The organism is Streptosporangium sp. NPDC049248, assembly GCF_040678965.1.
GTDB classification, from domain to species: Bacteria; Actinomycetota; Actinomycetes; order Streptosporangiales; family Streptosporangiaceae; genus Streptosporangium; species Streptosporangium fukuiense.
The window spans coordinates 20,460-43,561 of sequence record NZ_JBFAQY010000013.1 but is presented as its reverse complement, the minus strand read 5'-3'; the positions used below and the strand labels follow the sequence as shown (position 1 = coordinate 43,561).

The following is a 23,102-nucleotide window of genomic DNA, read 5'->3' as shown; positions in this document are numbered from 1 at the left end:
GCTGTCCTGGGCCCCTATCCCATGGCTGGAAGAGCACACCCCGAACAGGCCATCGGAATTATCGTCAAGCCGCGCATTCCCGGCATATCTGCTGACCGTTCTTCTCAACGGCGAGCTGACTGCGGTGGTGCACCAAGAAGCAACGCGCGCAGGTGAACTCGTCGGCCTGACGAGGAATCACCCGGAGCGAGAGCTCCTCGTTCGACAGGTCCGCGCCCGGCAGTTCGAGCGACTCGGCGAGATCCGTCTCGTCGATGTCGATGCTGCCCGAGGACTTGTCGGTACGGCGGGCCTGCAGTTCCTGAAGACTGTCCTCACTGAGGTCGTCGTCGGTCTTGCGTGGGCTGTCGTAATCGGTAGCCATCGGTCTGCTCCATCCCCCTCATCTATCTGTGTGCGCTCACTCGCGCGTGTGTAACGTTCGAGAGGCACGACTTGTGCCCGATCTGCCGACGAGATTCCTGCTTCGGTACCCTGCCGGAATGGTCACTGAACCTCCCTACACGTGAGGGACGTACTGCCAATGGCCACGGTTAGCCAAATATGGCGTAAACCACAGCATCGGCGGCATGCACCACCGTGTTCGACGGCACATCCAACCACATGTACGGCGTGAACGAGACGCCCCCCGCCGGATCAACGTGCCTGAAGTCGCACGGTGACCACCAGACCTCCTCCGTCCCTGGGGATGGCGGTCACGTTGCCCCCGTGAGCCCGCACCACCGCGCGGACGATGGAAAGCCCGAGCCCCGCCCCCTTGTCGGAGTCGACCCGATCGGCGTTGAGCCGCCGGAACGGCTCGAAAAGACTGTTCACCTCGTACGCGGGGATATGCGGCCCCGTGTTGGCCACCTGAACAACCAGCGCGCCCTCCACCATTCCCGTCCTGACCCACAGGCGTCCGGACTCGGGGAGGTTGTGCTTGATGGCGTTCTCCACCAGGTTGGCCACACAGCGTTCCAGGAGCACCGGATCACCGACGGTCCCGGCACTGCGGAGCTCGGTGATCACGGTGACCTCGGCCTCCGCGGCCCGCGTGGCGAGCTGGTCGACGGCCGTCTCGGCCACGTCCTTCATGTCCACCGGCTTGCGCACGCTCAGCTCGCGCTCGCTGCGTGCCAGCAGCAGCAGGCCCTCGATCAGGCGTTCGTTGCGGGCGTTGACCTCCAGGAGGGTGCGGCCCAGCGCCTTGAGATCGCCCGACGCCTCCGGGTCGCCCAGCGCGATCTCCAGGACCGTCCGGTTGATCGTCAGCGGGGTGCGGAGCTCGTGCGAGGCGTTGGCCACGAATCTTCGCTGTGTGTCGAAGGCCACATTGAGCCTGGTGAGCATCTCGTCGAAGGTGTCGGCCAGCTCCTTCAGCTCGTCGTCGGGCCCCTTGAGGTCGATCCGCTCGTGGGCGAGCGTGGAGCCCGACAGCTTGCGGGCCGTGGCGGTCATCTGCTGGATCGGCTTGAGCGCCCGGTCGGCGACGATGTAGCCGATGATGACCGCCAGGATGCCGACCCCGAGCAGGGCCAGCAGCGAACGGGCCAGCAGTTCCCTCTGTACCGCGACGGTCGCGGCGTGCTGCTGCCAGTACCACTGCCGCTGGGCCTCGCGCGCCACCTCGGGAGAGACCAGCCCGTCCAGGTTGAGCGGGTAGTCCGGCCACACCGCGCCCAGCGCCCAGCCCACCATCAGGTAGATCACAAGCATGAGCAGGGCACCCGCGGTGAAGAACAGCGTGGCGTAGGTGATGGTCAGCCGCCACCGGATGCTGACCCGGTCCACGATCGCCCGCAGCCGGCTCAGCGGGGTGTGCTCGACCGGCATCGTGCCCGCCGGCGGCGGACCATCCCAGCTGGGCGGACCGGTCGGCGGCGGGGGCTGAGCACCTTTGCCCGGGGGGCCGGACCCGAGCTGCTCGCTCTTCCAGGCCCCCCGCTCGGAGTGCGGGCTGATCATCGGGTGGGTCGGCACGGCCCCCCGGTCCTTGTCCGCCGGGACGAACGTCGGACGCTCCTCTCCCCCGCCTGCCGGAACGTTCACAACCGGTACCCGACCCCTGGCACCGTCTCGATCACCTGAGGCTCGCCCAGTTTCTTTCTCAGCGTCATCATGGTGACGCGCACCACGTTGGTGAACGGGTCGATGTTCTCGTCCCACGCCTTGTCCAGCAGATCCTCCTGGCTGACGACCGCGCCCTCGGCGCGCATCAGCTCCTCCAGGACCGCGAACTCCTTCTTGGTGAGCGCCACCTCCGCGCCGTCCCTGGTCACCAGCCGCTTGCCGGGATCCAGGCGGACCCCCGCCCGCTCCAGCACCGGCGGCAGCGCCGGGGCGGAGCGGCGGCCCAGCGCCCGCACCCGCGCGACGAGCTCGATGAACACGAAGGGCTTGGCCAGGTAGTCGTCGGCGCCCAGCCCCAGCCCCTCCACCTTGTCGTCGACGTCGCCCGACGCGGTCAGCATGAGAATCCGCGACGCGGTACGGGAGGCCACCAGCCGGCGGCAGACCTCGTCACCGTGCACCTTGGGCAGGTCACGGTCCAGGACGATGACGTCGTAGTCGATGTAGCCCGTCCGCTCCAGCGCGCCGGCGCCGTCGTAGGCCACGTCCACGGCCATCGCCTCGCGCCGGAGCCCGGTCGCGATCGCGTCGGCGAGCACCCGCTCGTCCTCGACCACAAGCACTCGCACGGCTTATGGCACCTCCCGTCACATTCCATGAGCAGCCGCTGGAACGGCCCCTCATTCTCGCCCCATCCCCTGTAAGCACACGGTAAGGCCCTCCCAGGGGTAGACACTCCGTGTGATGTCGGAAACACACAGGTTTAGCTTCCCGGCCGCCATGGGTACAGCCGGTTCCAGTCTCCATCGCGGTACCTTCCGCCCCCATACGCCCGTGAGAAAGAAGGTGAGATGGGCGAGTTCACCACCACAATCGAACACCGCCTCGACCAGGCATACCGGAATCTGCAGGAGGCCAGGTCCTCCGGCGATGACTACCTCGCCGACACCTTCACCGCCGAGATCGAGGATCTCCAGCGTCTGGCCACAGACAACGGCGTCCCCATTCAGCGCTGATGGGAGGAAGCCCCCCGGCCATCTTGGCCGGGGGGCTCCCTCATGCCCGTACCGCGAGGATCCGGAGCGCGACGCCTCAGGCGTCGCGCTCCGGATCCAGCGGGAGCAGCAGGTCGTGCAGTTCCTCGAACAGACCGGGCGCCGCGCACAGGACGAGGCCGGGATTGGCCGGTCTGCCGGCCAGTCCACCGAGCCTGGCCCCCGCCTCCTGGGCGATGAGGCCGCCGGCCCCGTAGTCCCAGACGTTCGGGCCGCGCTCGTAGTAGCCGTCCACCCGTCCCGCCGCCACCGAGCAGAGGTCCGAGGCCGCCGATCCACCCCTGCGGATGTCACGTACCCGCGGCACCACGTGACGGAGCACCTCCGCCTGCACCTCGCGCCGCCCGCGCTCGTAGCCGAATCCGGTGGCGATCAGTGCCCGGTCCAGCGGCACACCGGTGTTACAGCGCAGTCGCTCCCCCGCCAGCCAAGCGCCCCCGTCCTTGACGGCGGTGAACACCTCTCCGCGGGGCACGACGTTGACCACCCCCGCGATCACCTCGCCGTCCACCTCGACCGCGATGCTGACCGCCCACTCGGGCAACCCGTACAGGAAGTTGACGGTCCCGTCGATCGGGTCGACGATCCAGCGGACCCTGCCGTCGCCGGTGGCGCCTCCCTCCTCGCCGAGGATCGCGTCGCCGGGCCTGACCGCCCGGATCCTGTCGCGGATCAGCTCCTCCGAGGCCCGGTCGAGGGCTGTCACCACGTCGGTGGGACTGGATTTGGTGACCAGCACCTCGGGACGGGACGGGCGCTTGGCCAGGAGCATCTCGCCGGCCTCCCTGGCTATCTCCTCCGCCAGCCTGCCGAAGGTCACGGTACTGTCCAATCCCCTCACCACTTCCTCACTCGCTCCTCACTCGCCTCGCCGGACCCGGGAACCGGCCCTGTCCTCCGCCGGCCGAAGGACACGGCACGGGTTCACGACAGCGACTCAGGGCGTTTCCACTCGCGGCCGAGGACATGCTGATCCAGGAAGGCCAGCACGGTCTCGTACCAGACGACCGCGTTGCCCGGCTTGAGCACCCAGTGGTTCTCGTCGGGAAAGTACAGGAACTTCGACTCCACGTCGGAGCGCTGCAGGTCCCACCAGAGACGCAGCGCCTCGCCGATGGGGACCCGGTAGTCCTTGTCCCCGTGGATGACCAGCATCGGGGTGGAGATGTTCCCCAGCGACCGGTGCGGAGAGAGCTTCGCGTACAGCCCGGTGCCCGGGGCTCCGAACTCGCGCTGCCAGTACATCGACGCGTCGGTGGTGCCGGCGAACTGGTCGAGGTTCCAGAGCGAGGCGTGGGTGACGATCGCACTGAACCTGTCGGTGTGCCCGGCGACCCAGTTGGCCATGTAGCCGCCGAACGAGCCGCCCATGGCGGCGGTCCTGGTGGCGTCGACCTCGGGCAACTCCAACGCGGCGTCGGTGATCGCCATCAGGTCGGCGTGGGTGCGCGGGCCCCAGTTGGCCCAGCCGCGCCGGATCATCTCCGGCCCGTACCCGGTGGAGATGCACGGATCGGGGAGCAGCACGGCGTAACCGTGCTGGGCCATGATCCATGGGTTCCAGCGCCAGGACCAGTCGTTCCAGCTGCCCAGCGGGCCGCCGTGGATCCACAGCAGGAGCGGCGCGGGATTCTTCGCCGAGGCTCCCTCGGGCAGCGTCAGCCAGGCCCTGATCTCCATGCCGTCGTCGGCGGTCGTGATCACCTCGGTGAGCCGGCCGGGCAACTCCAGTTCGGGGGCGGGGGAGGGCAGCTTCTCGACGGTGCCGTCCGCGGCCACCCTGACCGGGGCCGCGGGCGCGTCCACCGCGCCGCGCAGCGCGTAGACGGTGCCGTCGGGCGCGACGTTGAGCGAGGCGTACGCGGCGTCGTCACCGGTGAGCCGCTCCGGCGCGGAGCCGTCGGCCGGGACCCGGAAGATCGGGCGGCGGCCGTGATGGTCGGCGGCCACGAACAGCGAGCGGGAGTCAGGCGCCCAGACGATGTCGGACGGCCAGAGCGCCCCGCCCGCGGGGTGGCCCTCACCGGTGGCCAGATCGACGATCCACAGGGTGCTCTCGGGGATGTGGTCGATGTCGGCGTGGTTACTCCGGACGCACGCGACCAGGCGTCCGTCGGGAGAGATCCTGATCGGCCCGTCGAAGTCGTGGCCGTCGGCGGCGGCGAGGACACGCCTGGCCCCGCCGTTGGCCGTCTCGATGGCGACCAGTTCGAAACGGAGCTCGCCGTGCGGCAGCGAGACCCCCCAGGTGGCCACGACCGTGGAACCGTCCGGCGTCACGTCGTAGGCGCTGTGGCTCGCCAGGGCCTTGCCGGGCTGGGGGGTGAGGTCCCTGACCTCGGTCAGCCGCTCCTCCTCGCCCAGCGTGCCCGCGAACAGCCGGGGCTCGCCGGGACCTAGATCGTGATCCCAGTAACGCACCGGGTAGCTCTCGTGCAGAATCGCACTGATCCCCGCCTCCTTGCGCGTCTTGCGCCGCTCGGCCTCCCCCGCCTCGTCTCCCGGGAGCACGTCGGAGCAGAAGACCACGGTCTGCCCGCCGGTCGCGAATCCGGCGACACCCCCCGGTCTGGACGCGATCTGCCGGGCCTCTCCTCCCGCCGCGGGCAGCAGCCAGAGCGCCGGAACCTCCTCGTCGGCCTCCTTGACCGTCGGGTCGGGCCTGCGCGAGCCGAAGAGCAGATCACCACGCTGGGTGAACTCGGCCCCGGCCTCGCCCCTGACCGATCTGGTCAGCCGATGCGGCCTTCGGCCGTCGAGCGGGATCTCCCAGAGGGAGGTTCCGTAGGATCTGCCATCGGGGTTGAGCGCCTGCACCACGCTGACCAGGCGCGTTCCATCGGGGGATAGCCGCAGGGATGCCACCCGCGGCACGCCGACATAATCGCGGATGTCGTTAAATGGGGTCACAGTTTCGAACCTACCCCGGCTGCCGTCTTCGGACATGCCCCCAAACACTCATCCACAAATGTTGTTGATGACGGACTACTCATGGTGACCATGCGAGAGAACACCCCGGCATGCGGTTTGATGAAGGCCATGGGGAATTACGACGCACTGCTCGTCGTCTCGTTCGGGGGTCCCGAGAAGCCTGACGACGTGATGCCGTTCCTGGAGAACGTGGTGCGGGGCCGTGGGATCCCGCGCGAGCGGCTGCTGGAGGTCGAGGCGCACTACCAGCGCTTCGGTGGGGTCAGCCCGATCAACCAGCAGTGCCGCGACCTGATCGCGGCCCTGGCACCGACCATCGACCTTCCGATCTACTGGGGCAACCGCAACTGGCACCCCTACCTGGAGGACACGCTCCGCGAGATGGCGGGCGACGGCGTGCGCAGGGCGGCGGCCTTCGTCACCTCGGCCTACAGCTCGTACTCGAGCTGCCGGCAGTACATCGACGACATCGCGCTGGCCAGGGCCGCGGTCGAGGGTGCCCCCGAGGTGGTCAAGCTCCGGCACTACTTCGACCACCCGGGCTTCATCGCGGCGATGGCCGACCACACCCGCGAGGCGCTGGACCGGCTGCCCGACGGGCTCGGCGACTCCGCCCGGCTGGTCTTCACGGCGCACAGTATTCCGGTCTCGATGGCCGAGACGGCCGGCGAGAGCGGCGGGGCGTACGAGGCTCAGCTGCGCCGCGCGGCCACGCTGGTCACCGCCGAGCTGGGTGGCGACAGGCCGTGGGACCTGGTCTGGCAGAGCCGGAGCGGTGCCCCCCACATTCCGTGGCTGGAGCCCGACGTCTGCGACCATCTGCCGGAGGTCGACGCCCCGGCGGTGGTGCTGGTGCCGATCGGTTTCGTCTCCGACCACATGGAGGTCGTCTACGACCTCGACGTGGAGGCCGCGGCGACGGCGAGGAAGATCGGCCTGCCGCTGGTCAGGGCGGCCACGGCCGGCACCCACCCCCGGTTCGTCTCGATGGTCTCGGAGCTGCTCGCCGAACCCGAGCCCGTCGCGTGCTCGGCCACCTGCTGCCCGGCGCCGCCGCGCCGCCGCGGCTAGGGAGCCGGCGCCTCAGGGATAGGCGGCGGCATAGCCGCGGGAGATGGCCAGAACTTTGGAGACGTACGACCAGGAGTGGTTGTAGAACCAGATGGCCTTCTCCAGCTTCTTGCCGCCCTGGGCCGCTCCGTTGGCGCACAGGTAGTTGGCCGCCGACGGGACCGCGTCGTAGGGGCTCCAGATGTCGGCGACACCGTCGCCGTCGCCGTCCACGCCGTAGGCCTTCCAGGTGGCGGGCATGAACTGCATCGGTCCCTGCGCGCCCGCGGAGGAGGGACCGTTGTTGCGCCCGTGGGAGCTCTCCACCTGGCCGATCGCGGCCAGCACCGTCCAGGAGAGCCCCGGGCAGACCTCGGCCGAGGCGCGATAGAGCTCCAGGTAGCTGCCGGGTCTGCCGACCGTCACCCGGGCCGCCTTCGCGGTCTTGTCGGTACCGGTCTTCGCCGGGGCCGTCTTGTCCGTGCCGGCCTTGCCCGTACCGGCCTTCGCCGTGCCGGACCCACCGACGGCGACCACCTGGGAGCCTGAGCCGAGCAGCCTGCCCACCCGGGCCCTGAGCACGGCGGTGGCCTTCTCGGGCCCGTGCACGAGCAGCGCCACTCCCGGCGGCAGGCCCAGCCTGCGGCCGGTCTCCTCCCCCACGATGCCGTCCACGCCCGGCAGGCCCAAGGCGGCCGAGGCCGCGGCCCGCAGCCGGGGACCATCGTCCACCTGGTACTCCGCACCGAGGACCAGCCCCAGGCGGCGCGCCGCCGAGCTGTCCGCGACGAACTCGCCCCTGGCCAGGGCGCTCCACACCTCCTGCTGGTCGGCGACGGCCCTGGGAACCCACGCCCGGAAACGGGCGGGGTCGACCGCGAGGAGGTTGAGTCCGACCCCGGACACCTTGACCGCCCCGCCGTCGAAGGAGTCGATCTTCTGAACGTACTTGAGCCGGGAGATGTCCTCCTTGCTCTGCTCGGTCAGCGTCGACGGGGATATGACCAGTAGCCGGGGCGGGGTGGAGGTGAACCCCGGGCTGTCCGCCCCTTGGGGGCCGGGGGTCCCGGACGGCTGCGAGGCCGGGGTCTCCGGGGCGGGGCTCTGCGGGGCAGCGTTCTCCGGGTTTACCGGGTCCGCCGTGGCCGGCGGGGTCGCCGACCGGCCGACCACCGGCGCGATCGCCGCCAGGTCCCGGATGCGGGACTCCGTGACGGCGTTCCCGTCCGGGGCCGCGGGACGGCCACCGGTGATCACTGCGAGCGCGACGCCACCGAGAGCGACAAGTACGGCTAGAGCAACCATCACTGGGACGAATGCCCTCAACCCGGGAAGACGTGACACCGCGCTCACGTTAGCCTCAACGGCCCCCGTCGGGAGCCGTTGCCTGGAAAATCACTTGCCGAGAAGCGACTCCGTGCGGAATCGTCGGCATGTTCCACCCGCATAAAGCATCAGGGAGTGTCAGTGGTCGGGCCGTACCGGGGGCTCTTCAGTACGCCCGGCGTCAAGGGCTTCGTCATCGCGGGATTCTTCGGGCGGATGCCCATGTCGATGCTCGGCATCGGCATCGTGCTGCTCATCGAGGCGCTCACCGACTCCTACGCGACGGCGGGAGCGGTCGCGGCCACCGTCAGCGTCTCCTTGGCCGTCGCGGCTCCCCTGTCGGGGCGCCTGGTGGACAGGTTCGGCCAGGCCAGGATAGTCATCCCGCTCACGCTGGCGCACGGCGCCACGCTGACCGGCATGATGCTCTGCGCCAAGTTCGGCGCCCCCCGGTGGACGCTCTTCGCCACCGGTGTCGCGGTCGGCGCGACCGCGCTCTCGCTCGGCTCGCTCGTGCGCGCCCGCTGGTCGCACCTGCTGGGCGGGACGGCGAGGCTGCACACGGCGTTCTCCTTCGAGTCGGTCGCGGACGAGGTCATCTTCGTCGCGGGTCCGGCACTTGTCACCGCCCTGGCCACCATGATCAACCCGTACGCGGGCCTGATCGTGGCTCTGACCTGCACGACCATAGGCACCATCGCCTTCGGGCTGCAGCGTGGCACGGAGCCGCCCATCCGCCCCAGGGAAGAGCGCTCGGGCACCCCGATCACCATCCCCGGCGTCGCCCTGATGTCATGCGCCTTCCTGGCGATGGGGGCGGTGTTCGGCTCTGTCGACCTGGTCACGGTGGCGTTCGCCGAGGAACAGGGCGCCAAACCCGCCGCCGGCCTGCTGCTCGCCTCGTTCGCCGGCGGGAGCCTGGTCTCCGGGCTCTGGTACGGCGCACGGCAGTGGACCGTCTCGCTGCGCGGCAGGTTCATCGGCTCGCTGGCGGTGTTCGCCCTGGGCCTGACCCCGATCATGCTCATCGACGACGTCAGGACCATGGCGGGCGCGCTCTTCCTGGCCGGGCTGGCCATCTCCCCGACCGTCATCACCGGCTACAGCCTGACCGAGCAGCTGGTCCCCGTCCACCTGCTCACCGAGGGCATGGCCTGGATCTCGACCTCGGTCGGGTTCGGCGTGGCGATCGGCGCGTGGGCGGGCGGCAGGCTCACCGACGCGTTCGGCGCTTCCAACGCCTACGGATTCTCCTTCGTCTGTGCCCTGCTGGCCGTGACGGTCGGCGTCGGCGGCTCCGCCTGGCTGCGAACCCCTGTCGCCCGGCAGCAATCATGAGTATTGTTCATATTCGCTGGCGGAGCGAGTGACGAACCGGCGGTAACCCGCGTCCCAGGGGCGTCGACGCCCGCGACAGGGCCGGGTGACGCCCGCAGGGCAGGAGCGAACATGGGCGAGACCTTCCGCAACTGGGCGGGAAACCAATCCGCCACCCCCACGGAGGTCCGTACGCCGTCCGATGCCGAGGGGGTCTCGCGGGCGGTGCGCGACGCCGTCGCCTCGGGACGCCGGGTGCGGATGATCGGCAGCGGGCACTCGTTCACCTCGGTCGCCCTGACCGACGGCATCCTGCTGCGGCCGGACGCGCTGACCGGGATCCGCGAGGTGGGAGACGGCTGGGTGACGGCCGAGGCGGGGACGACGATCGGCACGCTCAACCGGGAACTGCACCAAAGGGGGCTGGCCCTGGCCAACATGGGCGACATCGACGCCCAGACCCTGGCCGGGGCCGTCCAGACCGGCACCCACGGCACCGGCAGGGACCTCGGCGGACTGGCCGACCAGGTGCTGGCACTGGAGATGGTGCTCGCCGACGGCGAGATCGTCACAGTCCGCGGCGACGGCGAGGGGAAGATCCGCGGGGTGGCCGAGCAGGACCTGTTCGACGCGGCCAGGGTGGGCCTGGGCGCCCTCGGCGTGGTGACCGCGGTGACCTTCCGGGTGGAGCCCTCCTTCCTGCTGCGCAGCGTCCGGGAGCCGATGGCGCTGTCCTCGATCCTGGACTCCCTCGACTCCCTCGTCACCGGCAACGAGCACCTCGACTTCTTCTGGATGCCGCACACCGACACCTGCCTGACCAAGCGCAACAACCGCAGCCCCGGCCCGGCCCGGCCGCCGAGCGCGCTGAGGTACTGGCTCGACAACCACTTCATGGAGAACACCCTGTTCGGCGCGGTGTGCGGCATCGGTGGCCGCTACCCGGGCGCCATCCCCCGGCTCAACGCGCTCTCGGCCGCGACGCTGTCGGCCTCGACCCACACCGACGCCTCACATCGGATCTTCACGAGCGTGCGCCGGGTACGCTTCCTGGAGATGGAGTACGCCATCGCGCGCGAGCACCTCGGCCAGGCCCTTCGCGAGGTCCGCGACCTGCTGGAGGTCAGGGACTGGAAGATCAGCTTCCCGATCGAGGTGCGGGTCACCCCCGCCTCGGACGCCTGGCTGTCCACCGCCTACGGCAGGGACTCGGCCTACATCGCCTGCCACGTCTATCGGCCGACCCCGAACCCCGCCTACTTCGAGGGCGTTGAGGAGATCATGACGAGGCTCGGCGGCCGCCCGCACTGGGGCAAGCTGCACACTCGCGACGCGACCTACCTGACGAGGGTCTATCCCCGGTTCGCCGACTTCCTGATGGTACGGGACGCCCTCGACCCCGGACGCGCGTTCGCCAACGAGTATCTCGACACCGTCCTGGGCTGAGGGCCGCCGAGGCGGCCCCGTTCCCCCGATTCGGCCGCTTCTCACAAGCTTTCGGTAAAGGGTGACGCAAAGGCTCGCTCGAAGAGTGACGCGTCCGCGTGTCCCGTCGTTCCCCCGGCACGTGCGACGGGCAGATTCGCAGACGCCCGCGCCGCTCGACCCCGAGGGAGTCCGCTGGAGATGACCTTCTCCCGCCGTCCATGCCAGCCGCCGCCGCGATCCGTCGTCACGGACCGCGACGACCGGCCCCCGCACAACGCCGCGATCGCGACACACCCTTCCCGGACCGGCGGACCGGCCTCACCGCCATCTTCCGGTTCTTGGCGGAAGTCCGCAGCGGTTCACCGGGTTATCCATGAGAATCCCCTGAGGACCCCGAAGTTGCTGCTCCAGACCGGTGCCCTGTAATTAGATGAATGGAGCAAATGTGACCGGCGTCACATCGCTGCGAGCCCCATCCAGGAAGGCGATGTTCGGACATGCCGGGTACGGTGCTGGCAGGCAACCGGCACACGCGAGAGACTCAAGGGTCCGGGGGAAGATTGAGCACGACGACGAAGGGACTCGCATGCAGGAGCTCCGACTCGTCGCGGTGAGTGAGGACGGGACCTATCTCGTGCTGGCGACAGCCGGCCGGGGTACCCGGTTCACGCTGCCCGTCGACGACCGGCTCCGTGCTGCCGTCCGCGGCAACTTCTCCCGTCTCGGCCAGTACGAGATCGAAGTGGAGAGTCCGTTGCGCCCCAAGGAGATCCAGGCCCGGATCCGTGCCGGCGAGACCGCGGAGGAGATCGCCAATACGGCGGGCATCCCGGTCGAGCGCGTGCGATGGTTCGAGGGCCCCGTGCTCCAGGAACGTGAGTACATGGCACAGCAGGCGCAGCGCTGCGCCGTACGCCTGCCCGGCGACTCCGCTCCCGGTCCCACTCTCGGCGACCTGGTCGCCGAGCGGCTGACCCGCCGCGGCGTCCCCGCCGACGAGATCGAGTGGGACTCCGCCAAGCGGGACGACAACATGTGGCGCATCAAGCTCGGGTTCGTGTGGAACGGTCACACGCGCAACGCCGAGTGGCTCTTCGACCCGCGCCGACGCCACATCACGCCCCACGACGACGAGGCCCTGCGCCTGTCCAGCGGAGAGGACGTCAAGCCGGTCGAGGACACCACGGTCACGCCGTTCGTGCCGCGGGTGGCCAAGCTCGCTCCGGTGCCGCCGCTGGCTCCCGAACCGCCGAACCAGCAGCCGGTCGCCTTCCCCTCGGTCCTGCGGCACGAGTCCGTGGCACAGCCCCGGCCCGCCTACGCCCAGACCGAACCTCCGGCCGCCTACCAGCAGCCGCCCATGCCTCCGCTCCCCGCCGGATACGAGGCCCCGAGGGTGTCCGTGCCGCCGCTGCGCGCTCCCGACCCGGCCGGATACCAGTCCGACCGGGCATCGGAGCCCGCCGCTCCCGCGGCCGAGGGCCCCGATCCCGCCGCGCGGGTCAGGCCTCCGGAGCCGGTGCTGCCGGAGCCGGTCACCGCGTACGAGCCGGTCTCACCGGCCGCGCAGGAACCCGCCGCGTACGAGCCGCTGCCCGCCCCGGAGCCTGAGCCCGCGGCACCCGCCGCGCCACAGCCCGTTGTCGCCGTCCAGTCCCCTGTGACGGCGGCCGAGCCGGCTCGGGTCGGGCCGCTCTCGGCCGGCGCGCCGGAGCCGGTGCCCGCCACGACGCGGGAATCGGCCACCGGATCCGACCTGCCCGAGCAGGCTCCGGCGCACGCGCCGGCCACTCCCCCCGAGCCCGTGGTCGCGGAGGCCGCGAAGACTCCGGAGGCCGCGAAGGCCCCGGAGGTCATGGAGGTCATGGAGGTCATGGAGGCTCCCCAGGTCGCCGAGGTATCGGCCCCCCTCCCGCCCACCGCCGTGACCCCGCCGGAGCCTGTCGCCGTCCCGTCCGAGCCCGCCGAGCAGCGGTCCGCGGCGGACGAGAAGACGGCAGGACAGCCGGTCTCCACGAAAGCGGAGAACACCATCGCGGCGAAGGAGACCCCCGCGCCGGAGTCCGAACCGGCCCAGGAGGGTTCGATAGCCGTACCGGCGGCGCGCGTCAGCGTGGACGAGCGGGCCAAGGCCGAGCCGGGCAGGCAAGAGACACAGGGGGACACGGGGGCCATGCAGGAGACCAAGGTCGACAAGCCCGCGGCGGAGAAGCCCGCGGAACCGCCGAAGCCGGCACCGGCTCCGGCGCGGCCTGCCAAGAAGTCCCGGGGGCGGCGGGCGTCCGTGCCCACCTGGGACGAGATCATGTTCGGCGCCCGCCGCCAGGACTGATCGCACCACGTCAGGCGGGGGCGACCGGGACACCGGCCCCCCGCCTCACCGTATGTCAGCCGTTCCCCGGCTCCCCGGGCGAGGTCGACCTGTCCCGCGTGGACGGTTCGCCGGGTGCTGCCGATCCGAGGGGCGAGGACTCCGCGGGAAGCGGGTTTCCGCGGCCCAGGTCCTCGGAGACGAGGAACGGGGCCAACCAGGTCGGGGTGACCTCGGCGGCGAAGGCCGGTCCCTCGGCCTCACCGACGTCGAGGGCGGCGTAGCCACCGGTGCCCGCACCCACGCCCGCGGTCACGGTCAGCAGACCGGCGCGGCGCTGGAACCAGGTCTGGCTCAGAGTCCAGCCGACTACCGCCCGCTTCTCCACCACCGCCTGAGAGCGGCGTAGCGACCCCGAGCGGACCGACAGGCGGCTCCCGTCGTAGGTGTGGCCGAGGGACCGGTAGCGGTCCAGGCCGAGCGGGACGCCCAGCAGCGCGAGGATCAGGGCGGGCACCGCGAGCGCCCACCAGAGCCCGGACCAGAGCAGGGCCGCCGTCGTCGCACAGGCGGCGACGACCAGCCACGGGAAGATCGCCCGAAACAGCCGGCGCCTGCGTGCCGCCGGCGGGTGGGACCGCAGCCCGGTGGTGATCGGGCCGATCGCCTCACCCACCACGTCGAGCACGGTCTCCCTCGGGGCGACGGGAAGCAACTGGCCTCGGGTCTCCGAGTCGCCGAGACCGGTCACGATCGCCCATGCGCGGCCGAACCCCGCCCAGCGCTCGGCCGGCCCCTCCACGAACTCGAACCCTCGCACCCTGCGCCGCTCCAGGGACACGCTCCTGCGCGTGACCAGACCGCGCCCGGCGATCAGGTATCCCTCACTGGCGCGGAGTGTGAAGTCCCAGTTGAACACCGCGTACATGACCACGCCGACCACCGGCATGGCCAGGAGCAGCAGTACCAGGGCCGCGGTGAGCAGGGGCGGATGCTCCCAGAGCCACTCCCCCGCGCCCATCACGACCCGCCTGTCGATCTTGAGCTCGCCGCCCCACTGGAACGCCAGGCCCACGGCACCGGCGACCAGCGCGAACGGGGTCAGCAGGTAGGAACCGGAGAGCGGGCCGTAGACGAGCCACTTCCGCGGCAGCACGAAGAACACCCGCTCGAGGGTCGCGTCACCCACCTCGTGACGGACGACGGCGGGGGCCGCCGGCTCCGCCGCGTCCGCGGCCGTGAGCTCACCCGGGCCGGACGCCGAGGCCGTCTCGCGCGCCTGGGCGCGTCTCGCCATGCGGGCGCGTGCGTGCCAGAGCAACACCGCCTTGAGCCGCTCCCCCTCCTCCACGGTGACCCCGTCGAGCTCGCCCTCCTGCTTGTCGTCGCCGCCGGCGCCGGTGTCGATCCGCAGGACGGCGATGCCGAGCAGGCGGTGCAGCGGCGGGGCACTGACGTCGACGCCGCGGATCCGCTCCAGCGGGATCGTCCGCACCGACCTGCTGATCAGCGACCGGGTGAGCTCCAGCCGATCACCGGCGATCCGGTAGGTGAAGGTGACCCAGCGCACGGCCGAGAACGCGACGGAGCCGACGACGCCCAGCGCCGCCCACACGAACGACCCCGGAGAGAACCCGCCGAGGAACAGGACACCGGCCAGCGGCAGGAAGAGCGAGGGCAGCATCCGGATCGGATCGGTCAGCAGCACCTTCGGGCTGAGCCGCAGCGACGGCCCCGTCCGGTCGGCCGGGCGAGCGGGATCAGGACGCGGGACGGATCCGGGAGACCCGGAACCGGACACCGAGGATTCGGCGCCCTCCCCTGCCCCGCCGGCCGAACGAGCGGGGTCAGGATCAGGGACGGCCCCGGAACCGGGCACCGGGGGTTCGGTGCCCTCCGGCCGCTCCGCCGGTGAACGGCCGCTGGGGGATCCGGTCACGTCGCGTCGTCCCTGAGCTCTTCCGCGCGACGGGCGAGCCCCTCGGCCAGTTCGGCGGCGACCGCGTAGTCAAGGCCCTTGATGGTGGACGAGCCCGCGTGGGAGGCGGTGCGGATCTCGACGGTCGCCAGGCCCAGCATGCGCTCGAACCAGCCCTGCGCCTTGTCGACGGTCTGGATCCTGCTGACCGGCACGAACACCCATTCCCTGCTGAGCCACCCGGAACGGGCGTAGACGACGTCCTCGCTGAGCTCCCACCTGTGCACGGCGTACCGCCAGAACGGCTCGATGAGCGTGCCGGGCACCAGTAGCAGCACCATCAGCCACGGCAACCACCAGATGTTGTCCAGCGCCCATCCGGGCAACCACGACCAGCGGCCCTCGTCGATCCACCTCGCCAGCAGGAAAGAGCCGCCCACCAGGAGAAGGGACCAGAGAATCCCCTCCGTCAGCCACAACGTGACCGCCTTGCGCGAGATCGGGTTGGCGGGGGCGCGCAGGGAGACCCGGGCACGCCCGGGAGTGCCCCTGCGACGTTCACCCGGCCGACCGGCCGCCGTGGCCTCCTCCGGGGCGGGGCTGTGCTCATCGGCTCGGTCGCTCACGCTGTCAGCCTAAACGGTCACGTCCCACGGGGCGCTCCGGCGATGTGACGCAAAAAGTCCCACCGGAGCCCGGCGGGTCATCGCGGCAGGTCCGCGGGGCAGGCGCTCCGACAACGCGGCTCCCCTACCGCGATCCGGTGTCGCCCGTTCCCCCTCCAGCCGGGCCGTGGATCGAAAAAGTGTCGGTGGCGCGGTACATGCTGGAGATCCGGAGACTACGGAGGGCATGACCGATGACCTACGCGATCCAGGCCGAGGGTCTGGTGAAACGCTACGGGGAGACCCGGGCACTGGACGGGGTGGACCTCCTCGTTCCCCAGGGAAGGCTGCTCGGTGTGCTCGGCCCCAACGGGGCGGGCAAGACCACCGCGGTGCGCATCCTGGCGACGTTGCTCCGCCCCGACGCCGGCACCGCCGTCGTCGGCGGCTACGACGTGACGCGCCAGGCCCACCAGGTGCGTTCGCTGATCGGTCTGACCGGCCAGTACGCCGCCGTCGACGAGATGCTCACCGGCGTCGAGAACCTGGTGATGATCGGCCGCCTGCTGGGCATGACGCGCGCCGACTCCCGGGCGCGCGCGGGCGAGCTGCTGGAGCGCTTCGACCTGTCCGACGCCGGCGGGCGGGCCACCAAGACCTACTCCGGCGGCATGCGCCGCCGCCTGGACCTGGCCGCCAGCCTGGTCGGCCGCCCCCAGGTGCTCTTCCTCGACGAGCCCACCACCGGGCTCGACCCGCGCAGCCGCACGGACCTGTGGAGTGTGGTGCGCGGCCTGATGGCCGACGGTGTCACCGTGCTGCTCACCACCCAGTACCTGGAGGAGGCGGACCAGCTCGCCGACGACATCGTCGTCTTCGACCACGGCAGGGTCATCGCCTCCGGCACCTCCGACCAGCTCAAGGCGACCACCGGCGCCCAGGTCCTGGAGGTGCGCCCCTCACAGGCCGAGCACCTAGATCTGGTCGGCAAGGTGCTGGCCGACGTGCTGGGCGAGGTTCCCGACCTCAGCGGGGGCAAGGCCACCGCCTCCGTCCACGACCCCGCCACCGTCCCCGCGATCGTGCGCCGTCTGGACGAGCAGGGCGTCGTCGCCTCGGAGCTCGCGCTGCGCAAGTCCAGCCTGGACGAGGTGTTCCTGGCCATCACCGGCCACCTGCCCGAGGACGAGGAGACCTCCGACAAGGAAGAAGAGGCGTTCGTGTGACCACACTGACGACGACCATCCCGCAGATGGCCGCCAAGCGCGTCACCCCCCTGGCGACTCTGCAGCAGACCATGACACTGGCCTGGCGCAGCCTGGTCCAGATCAAGCACAACCCGTGGGAACTGCTGGATCTGAGCATCCAGCCCATCATGTTCCTGCTGCTGTTCACCTACGTCTTCGGCGGCGCCATCTCCGGATCCACCGGCGACTACCTGCAGTTCGCCCTGCCCGGCCTGCTCGTGCAGAACGCCCTGTTCTACACGCTCTCCACCGCCATCGGCCTCAACACCGACATCACCAAGGGCGTCTTCGACCGGCTGCGGAGCCTGCCCATCGCCCGCACCGCGCCCCTGTCCGGGCGCATCATCGCCGACACCGTCAAGCAGATGTGGGCCTTCGCCCTGCTGATCGGCTTCGGCATGGTGCTGGGCTTCCGGGTCACCACCAGTTTCTTCGGACTGCTGGGTGCCCTGGCGCTGCTGGTCGTGGTCGCCCTGGCCATGTCCTGGATGTCGGTGCTGATCGGTCTGAAGGCCTCCAGCCCCGAGAAGGTGCAGATGATCGCCTTCTCCACGATGATGCCGCTGACCTTCACCAGCAGTGCCCTGGTGCCCTCCGCCACCTTCCCGTCCTGGCTGAAGACCTGGTCCGACCTCAACCCCGTCACGCACCTGGCGGACGCCATCCGCGGCCTGCTCATCGGCGGCGACGTCACCAGGGCCGCGCTCTTCTCGCTGCTCTGGGCCGCCGGTTTCGCCGTGGTCTTCGCCCCTCTGGCGATCCGCGCGTTCCGCAGCCGCGTCTAGGCACCCTTTCCCGAAGTGCCCCTGAGCGCCTCCCGGGTCTCTGCGCCCGGCGTGGCCGGGCGACGCCTCACCACGTCGGGGGCACTCCGGGGCGGCTCTCCCCGGGAGGCTCCAGACAGGCCGCTGCACGAGGTTTCCGCCAGGGCCGGGAAAACGGTCCGGCTGGATCCGGCAGGGGCGGGGTGGCCCATTGGAGGGGCGGCTCGGGGGCACAGCCGCCACGGGCGCTCCAGCCGCCGCAGATGTGCCAGGCGTCACGGCCGCCGGAAACGACCAGACATGGCCGGCGCGTGACGGCCGGGGGACGGCGAAACCAGTTTGATGTTAACTCTCGCCCCTTCCGTCCCTCGATTTTGCCCGTTTTTCGGCCTTTTCCCACCCGCGGAACCTCGCGATCCGGTCTGCGCATCTTCCAGACCCGCGTAGCATCATCGGGCATGGGGCAGCCAAACATGTCTACGCGCCGCCCGCGGCTGATCTCGGGAACGGCGATCGCCGCGGCGCTCGTCGTCATGTCCTCGGGTTGTGGGATGGCCAGCGGCATGGCCTCGACGGAGAGATCTCAGCTGGAGCCGATCAGCGTCTCCAGCCCCCGGGTCAGAGACGGCGGCCCCCTGCCGTCCGACTATTCATGCAAGGGTTCGGCTGGTAATCCCCCGTTGCGCTGGTCTCGCGTGCCCGAGGGCACGAAGTCCGTCGCGATCGTGGCGGACAGCAACTCCCGGACAGGCGGCGAAGTGCACTGGGTCGTTTTCGACATCGACCCCCGCACCAACGAACTGCCTGAGGGTGGCGTCCCGGTGGGAGCCGTGGAGGGAAGCACGACGAACGGCAAGGTGGGCTATAGCCCCCCGTGCGGCGTCCAGGAGAACTATCGTTTCACTGTCTACGCGCTCGACGGCAAGGTCGATCTTCGCAAGGGAGCCTCCCTTGGCCAGACCTTGAGGAGCATCGCGGACAAGACGATCGCCTGGGGACGGCTCACCGCGGCGCACATCGAGTGACTGGCCAAACACCGGAGGTAGTAATGGTTACCAATTCTTCACTTAGGGTGTGACAACGCTCATAGTGGTCCGACACAATCAGATCCAATGTCCAAGCGCAGGTGATGCATGGGGGAAGGTCGCGTCGATGGCCGCGCGACCTCACCGGCGCCGCTGTAAGGCCATGGCCTTGAGGGTGGTGCAATGATCGCGGTCGTAGTAAGCCTGGTCGCCGTCGTGCTCCTCGTGCTCGTCGTCGTGGCACTGGGAATGCGGTCGATGAACCGCAGGGAGAGCGCACTCCCCGCGGAACGTCTGCGGGAGATGGCGGAGAAGGAGGCGCTGACTCCGACCATGTCCAGCGACGACTTCGCCACCAGAGAACCGAAGATGAACCACTTCACCCCCGACCTGACGCCGTTCGACGAGCCGAAGCCGCCGCGCCAGCCGCGGCCGCCGAGCTCCCGGGGCAAGCGTGGGCTGAACGAGTTCGGCCAGGTGGACGACTACGACGACGACTACTGGACACGGCTCCAGGCTGACGAGGGCGGTTTCGGAGGGCCCTTGGCAGCTCAGATGGGCGCGAGTCGTCCCGTCGACAAGGAGAACCAGCAGGTCGACGCCGACGCGACGACGGTGCAGGCACCGCTTCCGACCAGGCCCCAGCCGTCCCGCGGCGCCCCGCAACCCCCCGCTCCCCGGCCGGCCAGGCCGGCAGCCGAGCCGGCCGTCGCCTCCGCCTCACTGCCCTCCGGCCTCGACGATTTCATCGCCCCGGTCCAGCCGAACCCCGCTCCCACCGCGGCGTCACTCGCCGAGCAGCGGACCGTGACGTTCGCGGCACCCACTCCCGGCGCCTTCGGCGACGCCCGCCCCTCGCGGGCGAGTTCCCGCCGCGGCGGGAACCGGACGCCCGCACAGCCGTCGCCCCAGCCCGCCCAGGGCAACGGCGCCCCCTCCCGGCCCGACCCGCTGAACGACCCGCTCGGCGGCTCGTACCCTCGCCGCGGCGCGAGCTCCCGGCCCAGCGGCACCGGCTCGTCCGGTGCCCGTCCGGGCAACGGCGGACCGCCCGCCTCGATGCCCCCCATGGGTCCCACGACCAGCGGCGGCTTCCCCGCCACGCCCGCGCCCGACCCGCTCGCGGCTTCCTACCGTCCCCCGGCGCAACCGCCCAAGAGCACCCCGGCGCAACCGCCCAAGGACAACCTGGCGGACAACCCGTGGGCGCAGGCCACGAGCCCGACGTCGGGTGGCTGGCCGGTGGCGAACACCGCCGACATCCTCGATGACCCGGCTCCGTCCTACTCCTCGTACCAGACGCCGGTCTACGACGCTCCGCCCGCGGGCTCGTACGAGGTCAGCTCGGGCTGGGCCACCATCGACGACGACGCGATCACCGGTCCGAGCCCGGCGGTCTCCGCCTCCACCGGCCCCTCCCGGGCCTTCCCCCCCGCCCAGGACCGCCCGGCCGACCCGCGGGGCGGCCCGGTCGGCGGGTATGGCTACGAGCCCCAGCCCGCCACCCCGGCCAGCCCGGTCGCGTGGCCGGAGCCCGGCACTCCCAACGGGAGTGACGGCGCGAGCTGGCCGAGCTACGGCGAGCTCTACGGCACCGCCCCCGAGACCGCGACCACTCCCGCCGAGGGACGAGGCCGGGGCGGCTCGCGGGGCAACCACCATCGGGGGACCCAGGAGCCCGACTACCCCGACTATTACCGCTGATTCTCCCCGTCCTCCGTAAAAGCCCACGGTAAACGCCCGGCCGATGCGGCACGGCCCCGTAGGGTCTGCACATGGAGACGGACACGAAGAGCGACGGTTTGTTTACGGTGGGTCGCATCGCCTCCGTGCTGCGGTACGACCTACCCGCATCCCTGGTGGTCTTTCTGGTGGCCCTGCCCCTCTCACTGGGCATCGCGGTCGCCTCCGGAGCGCCACTGGCGGCAGGGCTCATCGCCGGCGTGGTGGGCGGCGTGGTGGCGGGTCTGCTGGGCGGCTCCGTCGTCCAGGTGAGCGGACCCGCCGCGGGACTGTCCCTGGTGGTCGCCGATCTGGTGATGCGATACGGCTGGCGGGCCACCTGCATGATCACCTTACTCGCGGGCGTCCTGCAGCTGCTGCTGGGCGTCTGCCGGGTCGCCCGCTCGGCGCTGGCGGTCTCGCCCGCCGTGGTGCACGGCATGCTCGCCGGGGTGGGCGTGGTGATCGCCCTGGCCCAGCTGCACGTGGTGCTCGGCGGGAACCCGCAGCGCTCCGCGATCGAGAACCTGGTCGAGCTGCCCCAGCAGATCATCCACAACCACACGCACGCGGTCTTCGTCGGCCTGCTGACCATCACGGTCCTGGTCGCCTGGACCCGTCTGCCGGCCCGGGTGCGGGTTTTCCCCGCGCCGCTGGCGGCCCTGCTCGCCGCCTCGGTGACCGCCTGGGCGCTCGGCTGGGAGGTCACCCGGATCGACCTGTCCGCCAGCCTGGACTCCTGGGCCACCCCGATCTGGCCCACGGGTGACTGGCACGGGATCATCGCCGCGGTGCTGATCGTGGCGCTGCTGGCCGGGGTGGAGTCGCTGCTCTGCTCGGTGGCCGTCGACAAGCTGCACGAGGGCAGGCGTTCCGACCTCGACAGGGAGCTCGTCGGCCAGGGCGTGGCCAACATGGTGACCGGCGCGCTGGGCGGCCTGCCCGTGGCCGGGGTCATCGTCCGCAGCACCACCAATGTCAGGGCGGGGGCGCGCAGCCGCTGGTCCACGGTCCTGCACGGCGTGTGGATCCTGCTGTTCGCGGTCGGCCTGGGGTGGATGATCGCCCTGATCCCGATGGAGGCGCTGGCCGCGCTGCTGGTCTTCATCGGCGTGCAGATGGTCAACATGGGGCATCTGCGTAACCTGCGCGGCCACAGCGAGGTGCCGGTGTACGTCGTCACGATGGCCGGGGTGGTGCTGCTCGGCCTCGCCGAGGGAGTGCTGGTCGGCCTCGGCCTCGCCGCGCTGCTCGCGCTGCGCCGCCTCACCCGGGTGACCGTGCGGGCCACCGCCGAGCCGGACGGGCGCTGGCACGTGGTGATCGGTGGCTCGCTGACCTTCCTGGGGGTGCCCACGCTCACCTCGGAGCTGCGGGCCATCCCGCCGGGGGCCTCGGTCGATCTCGACCTGAACATCGACTTCATGGACAACGCGGCCTTCGAGGCCATCCACAACTGGCGGCACGAGCACGAGCGCGGCGGCGGGAGCGTGGACATCGACGAGATCCACGACGAGTGGTACGCCATGGCGGCCAGTGGCGCCCGGGTGTTCCCCGCCAAGACCCCGCCCCTGGCACCTGACCGGTGGTGGCTGCCCTGGTCCCACCGGCGGAGCGGGCGGCGCTCGGCCCGTCACCCCCTGGTCGCCACCCGGCACGTGCCCCGCGGCGACAGTCCCGCCGTTCCCGACCTGCTGGCCGGGGCTCGGGAGTTCCACCTGCGCACGGCACCGCTGGTCCGTCCCCTCCTGCACGGGATGGCCCGCAGGCAGGAGCCCTCGCATCTCTTCATCACCTGCGCGGACTCCCGCATCGTGCCGAACCTGATCACCGCCAGCGGCCCGGGAGACCTGTTCACCCTCCGCAACCTCGGCAACCTGGTGCCCCGGCGGGGTTCCGCGCCGACGGACGACTCGGTGGCCGCGACCATCGAGTACGCGACGGACGCGCTGAACGTCCGCACCATCACGGTCTGCGGGCACTCGGGGTGCGGGGCGATGAGCGCCCTGCTCAGCGGGGGCGAGAAGACGGCGGGCCTGCCGGCGCTGGGCCGCTGGCTGCGCCACGGCAACCACACCCTGGCCCGGTTCATCGAGGGCGAGAGCGCCGGCGAGGACGAGGGCCCGCTGGACCGCCTCTGCCGGGTCAACGTGATCCAGCAACTGGAGAACCTCCGGACCTACCCGCAGGTGGACCAGCTGTTCCGCGCCGGGCACCTGGAGCTGGTCGGCATGTACTTCGACATCGGTACCGCCCGGGTGCACCTGCTGGAGCATCCTCCGATCGCGAGCCGTCCGCTGTGAGCGGATGGCTTGCGCTACGGGTGAAAGCCTGTGGTCCGCCATTCGCCG

The 23,102-nt window shown here is 70.8% G+C and carries 18 protein-coding genes; 10 read left to right on the top strand and 8 right to left on the bottom strand.

Features of this window, described 5'->3' with window-relative positions; genetic code table 11:
* Nucleotides 1–64: 64 nt before the first annotated feature.
* From AB0K21_RS23555 to AB0K21_RS23545, 3 genes are all read right to left on the bottom strand, one after another.
* Nucleotides 65–364 carry a DUF4193 domain-containing protein gene (locus tag AB0K21_RS23555; protein WP_030914836.1) on the bottom strand — a complete coding sequence of 100 codons (300 nt, stop codon included), beginning with the start codon at nt 362–364 and terminating at the stop codon, nt 65–67.
* Between the two features lie 272 nt (nt 365–636).
* Nucleotides 637–1,947: a HAMP domain-containing sensor histidine kinase gene (locus AB0K21_RS23550; RefSeq protein ID WP_343967688.1), complete on the bottom strand. Its 1,311-nt coding sequence runs from the start codon at nt 1,945–1,947 to the stop codon at nt 637–639.
* An 80-nt stretch (nt 1,948–2,027) separates the two neighbouring features.
* The gene (locus tag AB0K21_RS23545; protein WP_343967605.1) at nt 2,028–2,681 is read right to left on the bottom strand and encodes a response regulator transcription factor; all 654 of its coding nucleotides are present in this window, start codon (nt 2,679–2,681) and stop codon (nt 2,028–2,030) included.
* A gap of 222 nt (nt 2,682–2,903) precedes the next feature.
* Here AB0K21_RS23545 and AB0K21_RS23540 point away from each other — a divergent pair, with 222 nt between their 5' ends.
* Nucleotides 2,904–3,068: a hypothetical protein gene (locus AB0K21_RS23540; RefSeq protein WP_169750159.1), complete on the top strand. Its 165-nt coding sequence runs from the start codon at nt 2,904–2,906 to the stop codon at nt 3,066–3,068.
* Between the two features lie 76 nt (nt 3,069–3,144).
* On the opposite strand, the gene AB0K21_RS23535 is transcribed toward AB0K21_RS23540, so the two are convergent.
* Both AB0K21_RS23535 and AB0K21_RS23530 read right to left on the bottom strand, forming a co-directional pair.
* Nucleotides 3,145–3,939 (bottom strand): inositol monophosphatase family protein, encoded by a 795-nt coding sequence (locus AB0K21_RS23535; protein ID WP_343967608.1) that lies wholly within the window; start codon nt 3,937–3,939, stop codon nt 3,145–3,147.
* A 92-nt stretch (nt 3,940–4,031) separates the two neighbouring features.
* Nucleotides 4,032–6,053, bottom strand: a complete 2,022-nt coding sequence (locus AB0K21_RS23530; RefSeq protein WP_364153148.1) for a S9 family peptidase — start codon at nt 6,051–6,053, stop codon at nt 4,032–4,034.
* A gap of 93 nt (nt 6,054–6,146) precedes the next feature.
* Between AB0K21_RS23530 and AB0K21_RS23525 the strand changes: the two genes are divergently transcribed.
* Nucleotides 6,147–7,109: a ferrochelatase gene (locus AB0K21_RS23525; RefSeq protein ID WP_343967614.1), complete on the top strand. Its 963-nt coding sequence runs from the start codon at nt 6,147–6,149 to the stop codon at nt 7,107–7,109.
* A 12-nt stretch (nt 7,110–7,121) separates the two neighbouring features.
* Here AB0K21_RS23525 and AB0K21_RS23520 read toward each other — a convergent pair whose 3' ends face one another.
* Nucleotides 7,122–8,393, bottom strand: a complete 1,272-nt coding sequence (locus AB0K21_RS23520; RefSeq protein WP_364153144.1) for a lytic murein transglycosylase — start codon at nt 8,391–8,393, stop codon at nt 7,122–7,124.
* A gap of 156 nt (nt 8,394–8,549) precedes the next feature.
* Between AB0K21_RS23520 and AB0K21_RS23515 the strand changes: the two genes are divergently transcribed.
* The 3 genes from AB0K21_RS23515 to sepH all read left to right on the top strand — a co-directional run bounded on the left by AB0K21_RS23515 (nt 8,550) and on the right by sepH (nt 13,491).
* A complete protein-coding gene (locus tag AB0K21_RS23515; RefSeq protein WP_343967618.1) occupies nt 8,550–9,752 on the top strand; it encodes an MFS transporter in 1,203 nt (400 codons plus the stop codon).
* Between the two features lie 111 nt (nt 9,753–9,863).
* Complete coding sequence (locus AB0K21_RS23510; protein ID WP_343967620.1) at nt 9,864–11,177, top strand: D-arabinono-1,4-lactone oxidase; 1,314 nt, start codon at nt 9,864–9,866, stop codon at nt 11,175–11,177.
* A 568-nt stretch (nt 11,178–11,745) separates the two neighbouring features.
* Nucleotides 11,746–13,491, top strand: coding sequence for a septation protein SepH (sepH, locus tag AB0K21_RS23505; protein WP_364153139.1), 1,746 nt, complete (start codon nt 11,746–11,748; stop codon nt 13,489–13,491).
* A gap of 55 nt (nt 13,492–13,546) precedes the next feature.
* Here the strand turns inward: sepH and AB0K21_RS23500 are convergent, their stop codons facing one another.
* Nucleotides 13,547–15,409, bottom strand: coding sequence for a PH domain-containing protein (locus AB0K21_RS23500; protein ID WP_364153136.1), 1,863 nt, complete (start codon nt 15,407–15,409; stop codon nt 13,547–13,549).
* Nucleotides 15,406–16,014, bottom strand: coding sequence for a PH domain-containing protein (locus AB0K21_RS23495; protein WP_343967626.1), 609 nt, complete (start codon nt 16,012–16,014; stop codon nt 15,406–15,408). The genes AB0K21_RS23500 and AB0K21_RS23495 overlap by 4 nt, the downstream gene beginning before the upstream one ends.
* Before the next feature lie 233 nt (nt 16,015–16,247).
* On the opposite strand from AB0K21_RS23495, the gene AB0K21_RS23490 reads away from it, so the two are divergent.
* The 5 genes from AB0K21_RS23490 to AB0K21_RS23470 all read left to right on the top strand — a co-directional run bounded on the left by AB0K21_RS23490 (nt 16,248) and on the right by AB0K21_RS23470 (nt 23,054).
* On the top strand, nt 16,248–17,219 hold the full coding sequence (locus AB0K21_RS23490; RefSeq protein ID WP_364153132.1) for an ATP-binding cassette domain-containing protein: 972 nt from the start codon (nt 16,248–16,250) through the stop codon (nt 17,217–17,219).
* Nucleotides 17,216–18,025 carry an ABC transporter permease gene (locus AB0K21_RS23485; RefSeq protein ID WP_343967631.1) on the top strand — a complete coding sequence of 270 codons (810 nt, stop codon included), beginning with the start codon at nt 17,216–17,218 and terminating at the stop codon, nt 18,023–18,025. Before AB0K21_RS23490 ends, AB0K21_RS23485 begins: the two co-directional genes overlap by 4 nt.
* A gap of 452 nt (nt 18,026–18,477) precedes the next feature.
* Nucleotides 18,478–19,029 carry a YbhB/YbcL family Raf kinase inhibitor-like protein gene (locus tag AB0K21_RS23480; protein ID WP_343967633.1) on the top strand — a complete coding sequence of 184 codons (552 nt, stop codon included), beginning with the start codon at nt 18,478–18,480 and terminating at the stop codon, nt 19,027–19,029.
* A gap of 183 nt (nt 19,030–19,212) precedes the next feature.
* Nucleotides 19,213–20,733, top strand: coding sequence for a hypothetical protein (locus AB0K21_RS23475; RefSeq protein WP_343967635.1), 1,521 nt, complete (start codon nt 19,213–19,215; stop codon nt 20,731–20,733).
* A 71-nt stretch (nt 20,734–20,804) separates the two neighbouring features.
* The gene (locus tag AB0K21_RS23470) at nt 20,805–23,054 is read left to right on the top strand and encodes a SulP family inorganic anion transporter (protein ID WP_343967638.1); all 2,250 of its coding nucleotides are present in this window, start codon (nt 20,805–20,807) and stop codon (nt 23,052–23,054) included.
* The last annotated feature ends 48 nt before the right edge of the window (nt 23,055–23,102 follow it).

Excerpts from the sequence above, each read along its gene's own strand:
- AB0K21_RS23555 (WP_030914836.1), bottom strand. The coding sequence starts at position 364 with ATGGCTACCGATTACGACAGCCCACGCAAGACCGACGACGACCTCAGT.
- AB0K21_RS23550 (WP_343967688.1), bottom strand. The coding sequence starts at position 1,947 with ATGATCAGCCCGCACTCCGAGCGGGGGGCCTGGAAGAGCGAGCAGCTC.
- AB0K21_RS23540 (WP_169750159.1), top strand. The coding sequence starts at position 2,904 with ATGGGCGAGTTCACCACCACAATCGAACACCGCCTCGACCAGGCATAC.
- AB0K21_RS23530 (WP_364153148.1), bottom strand. The coding sequence starts at position 6,053 with ATGTCCGAAGACGGCAGCCGGGGTAGGTTCGAAACTGTGACCCCATTT.
- AB0K21_RS23525 (WP_343967614.1), top strand. The coding sequence starts at position 6,147 with ATGGGGAATTACGACGCACTGCTCGTCGTCTCGTTCGGGGGTCCCGAG.
- AB0K21_RS23520 (WP_364153144.1), bottom strand. The coding sequence starts at position 8,393 with ATGGTTGCTCTAGCCGTACTTGTCGCTCTCGGTGGCGTCGCGCTCGCA.
- AB0K21_RS23510 (WP_343967620.1), top strand. The coding sequence starts at position 9,864 with ATGGGCGAGACCTTCCGCAACTGGGCGGGAAACCAATCCGCCACCCCC.
- sepH (WP_364153139.1), top strand. The coding sequence starts at position 11,746 with ATGCAGGAGCTCCGACTCGTCGCGGTGAGTGAGGACGGGACCTATCTC.
- AB0K21_RS23490 (WP_364153132.1), top strand. The coding sequence starts at position 16,248 with ATGACCTACGCGATCCAGGCCGAGGGTCTGGTGAAACGCTACGGGGAG.
- AB0K21_RS23480 (WP_343967633.1), top strand. The coding sequence starts at position 18,478 with ATGTCTACGCGCCGCCCGCGGCTGATCTCGGGAACGGCGATCGCCGCG.
- AB0K21_RS23475 (WP_343967635.1), top strand. The coding sequence starts at position 19,213 with ATGATCGCGGTCGTAGTAAGCCTGGTCGCCGTCGTGCTCCTCGTGCTC.
- AB0K21_RS23470 (WP_343967638.1), top strand. The coding sequence starts at position 20,805 with ATGGAGACGGACACGAAGAGCGACGGTTTGTTTACGGTGGGTCGCATC.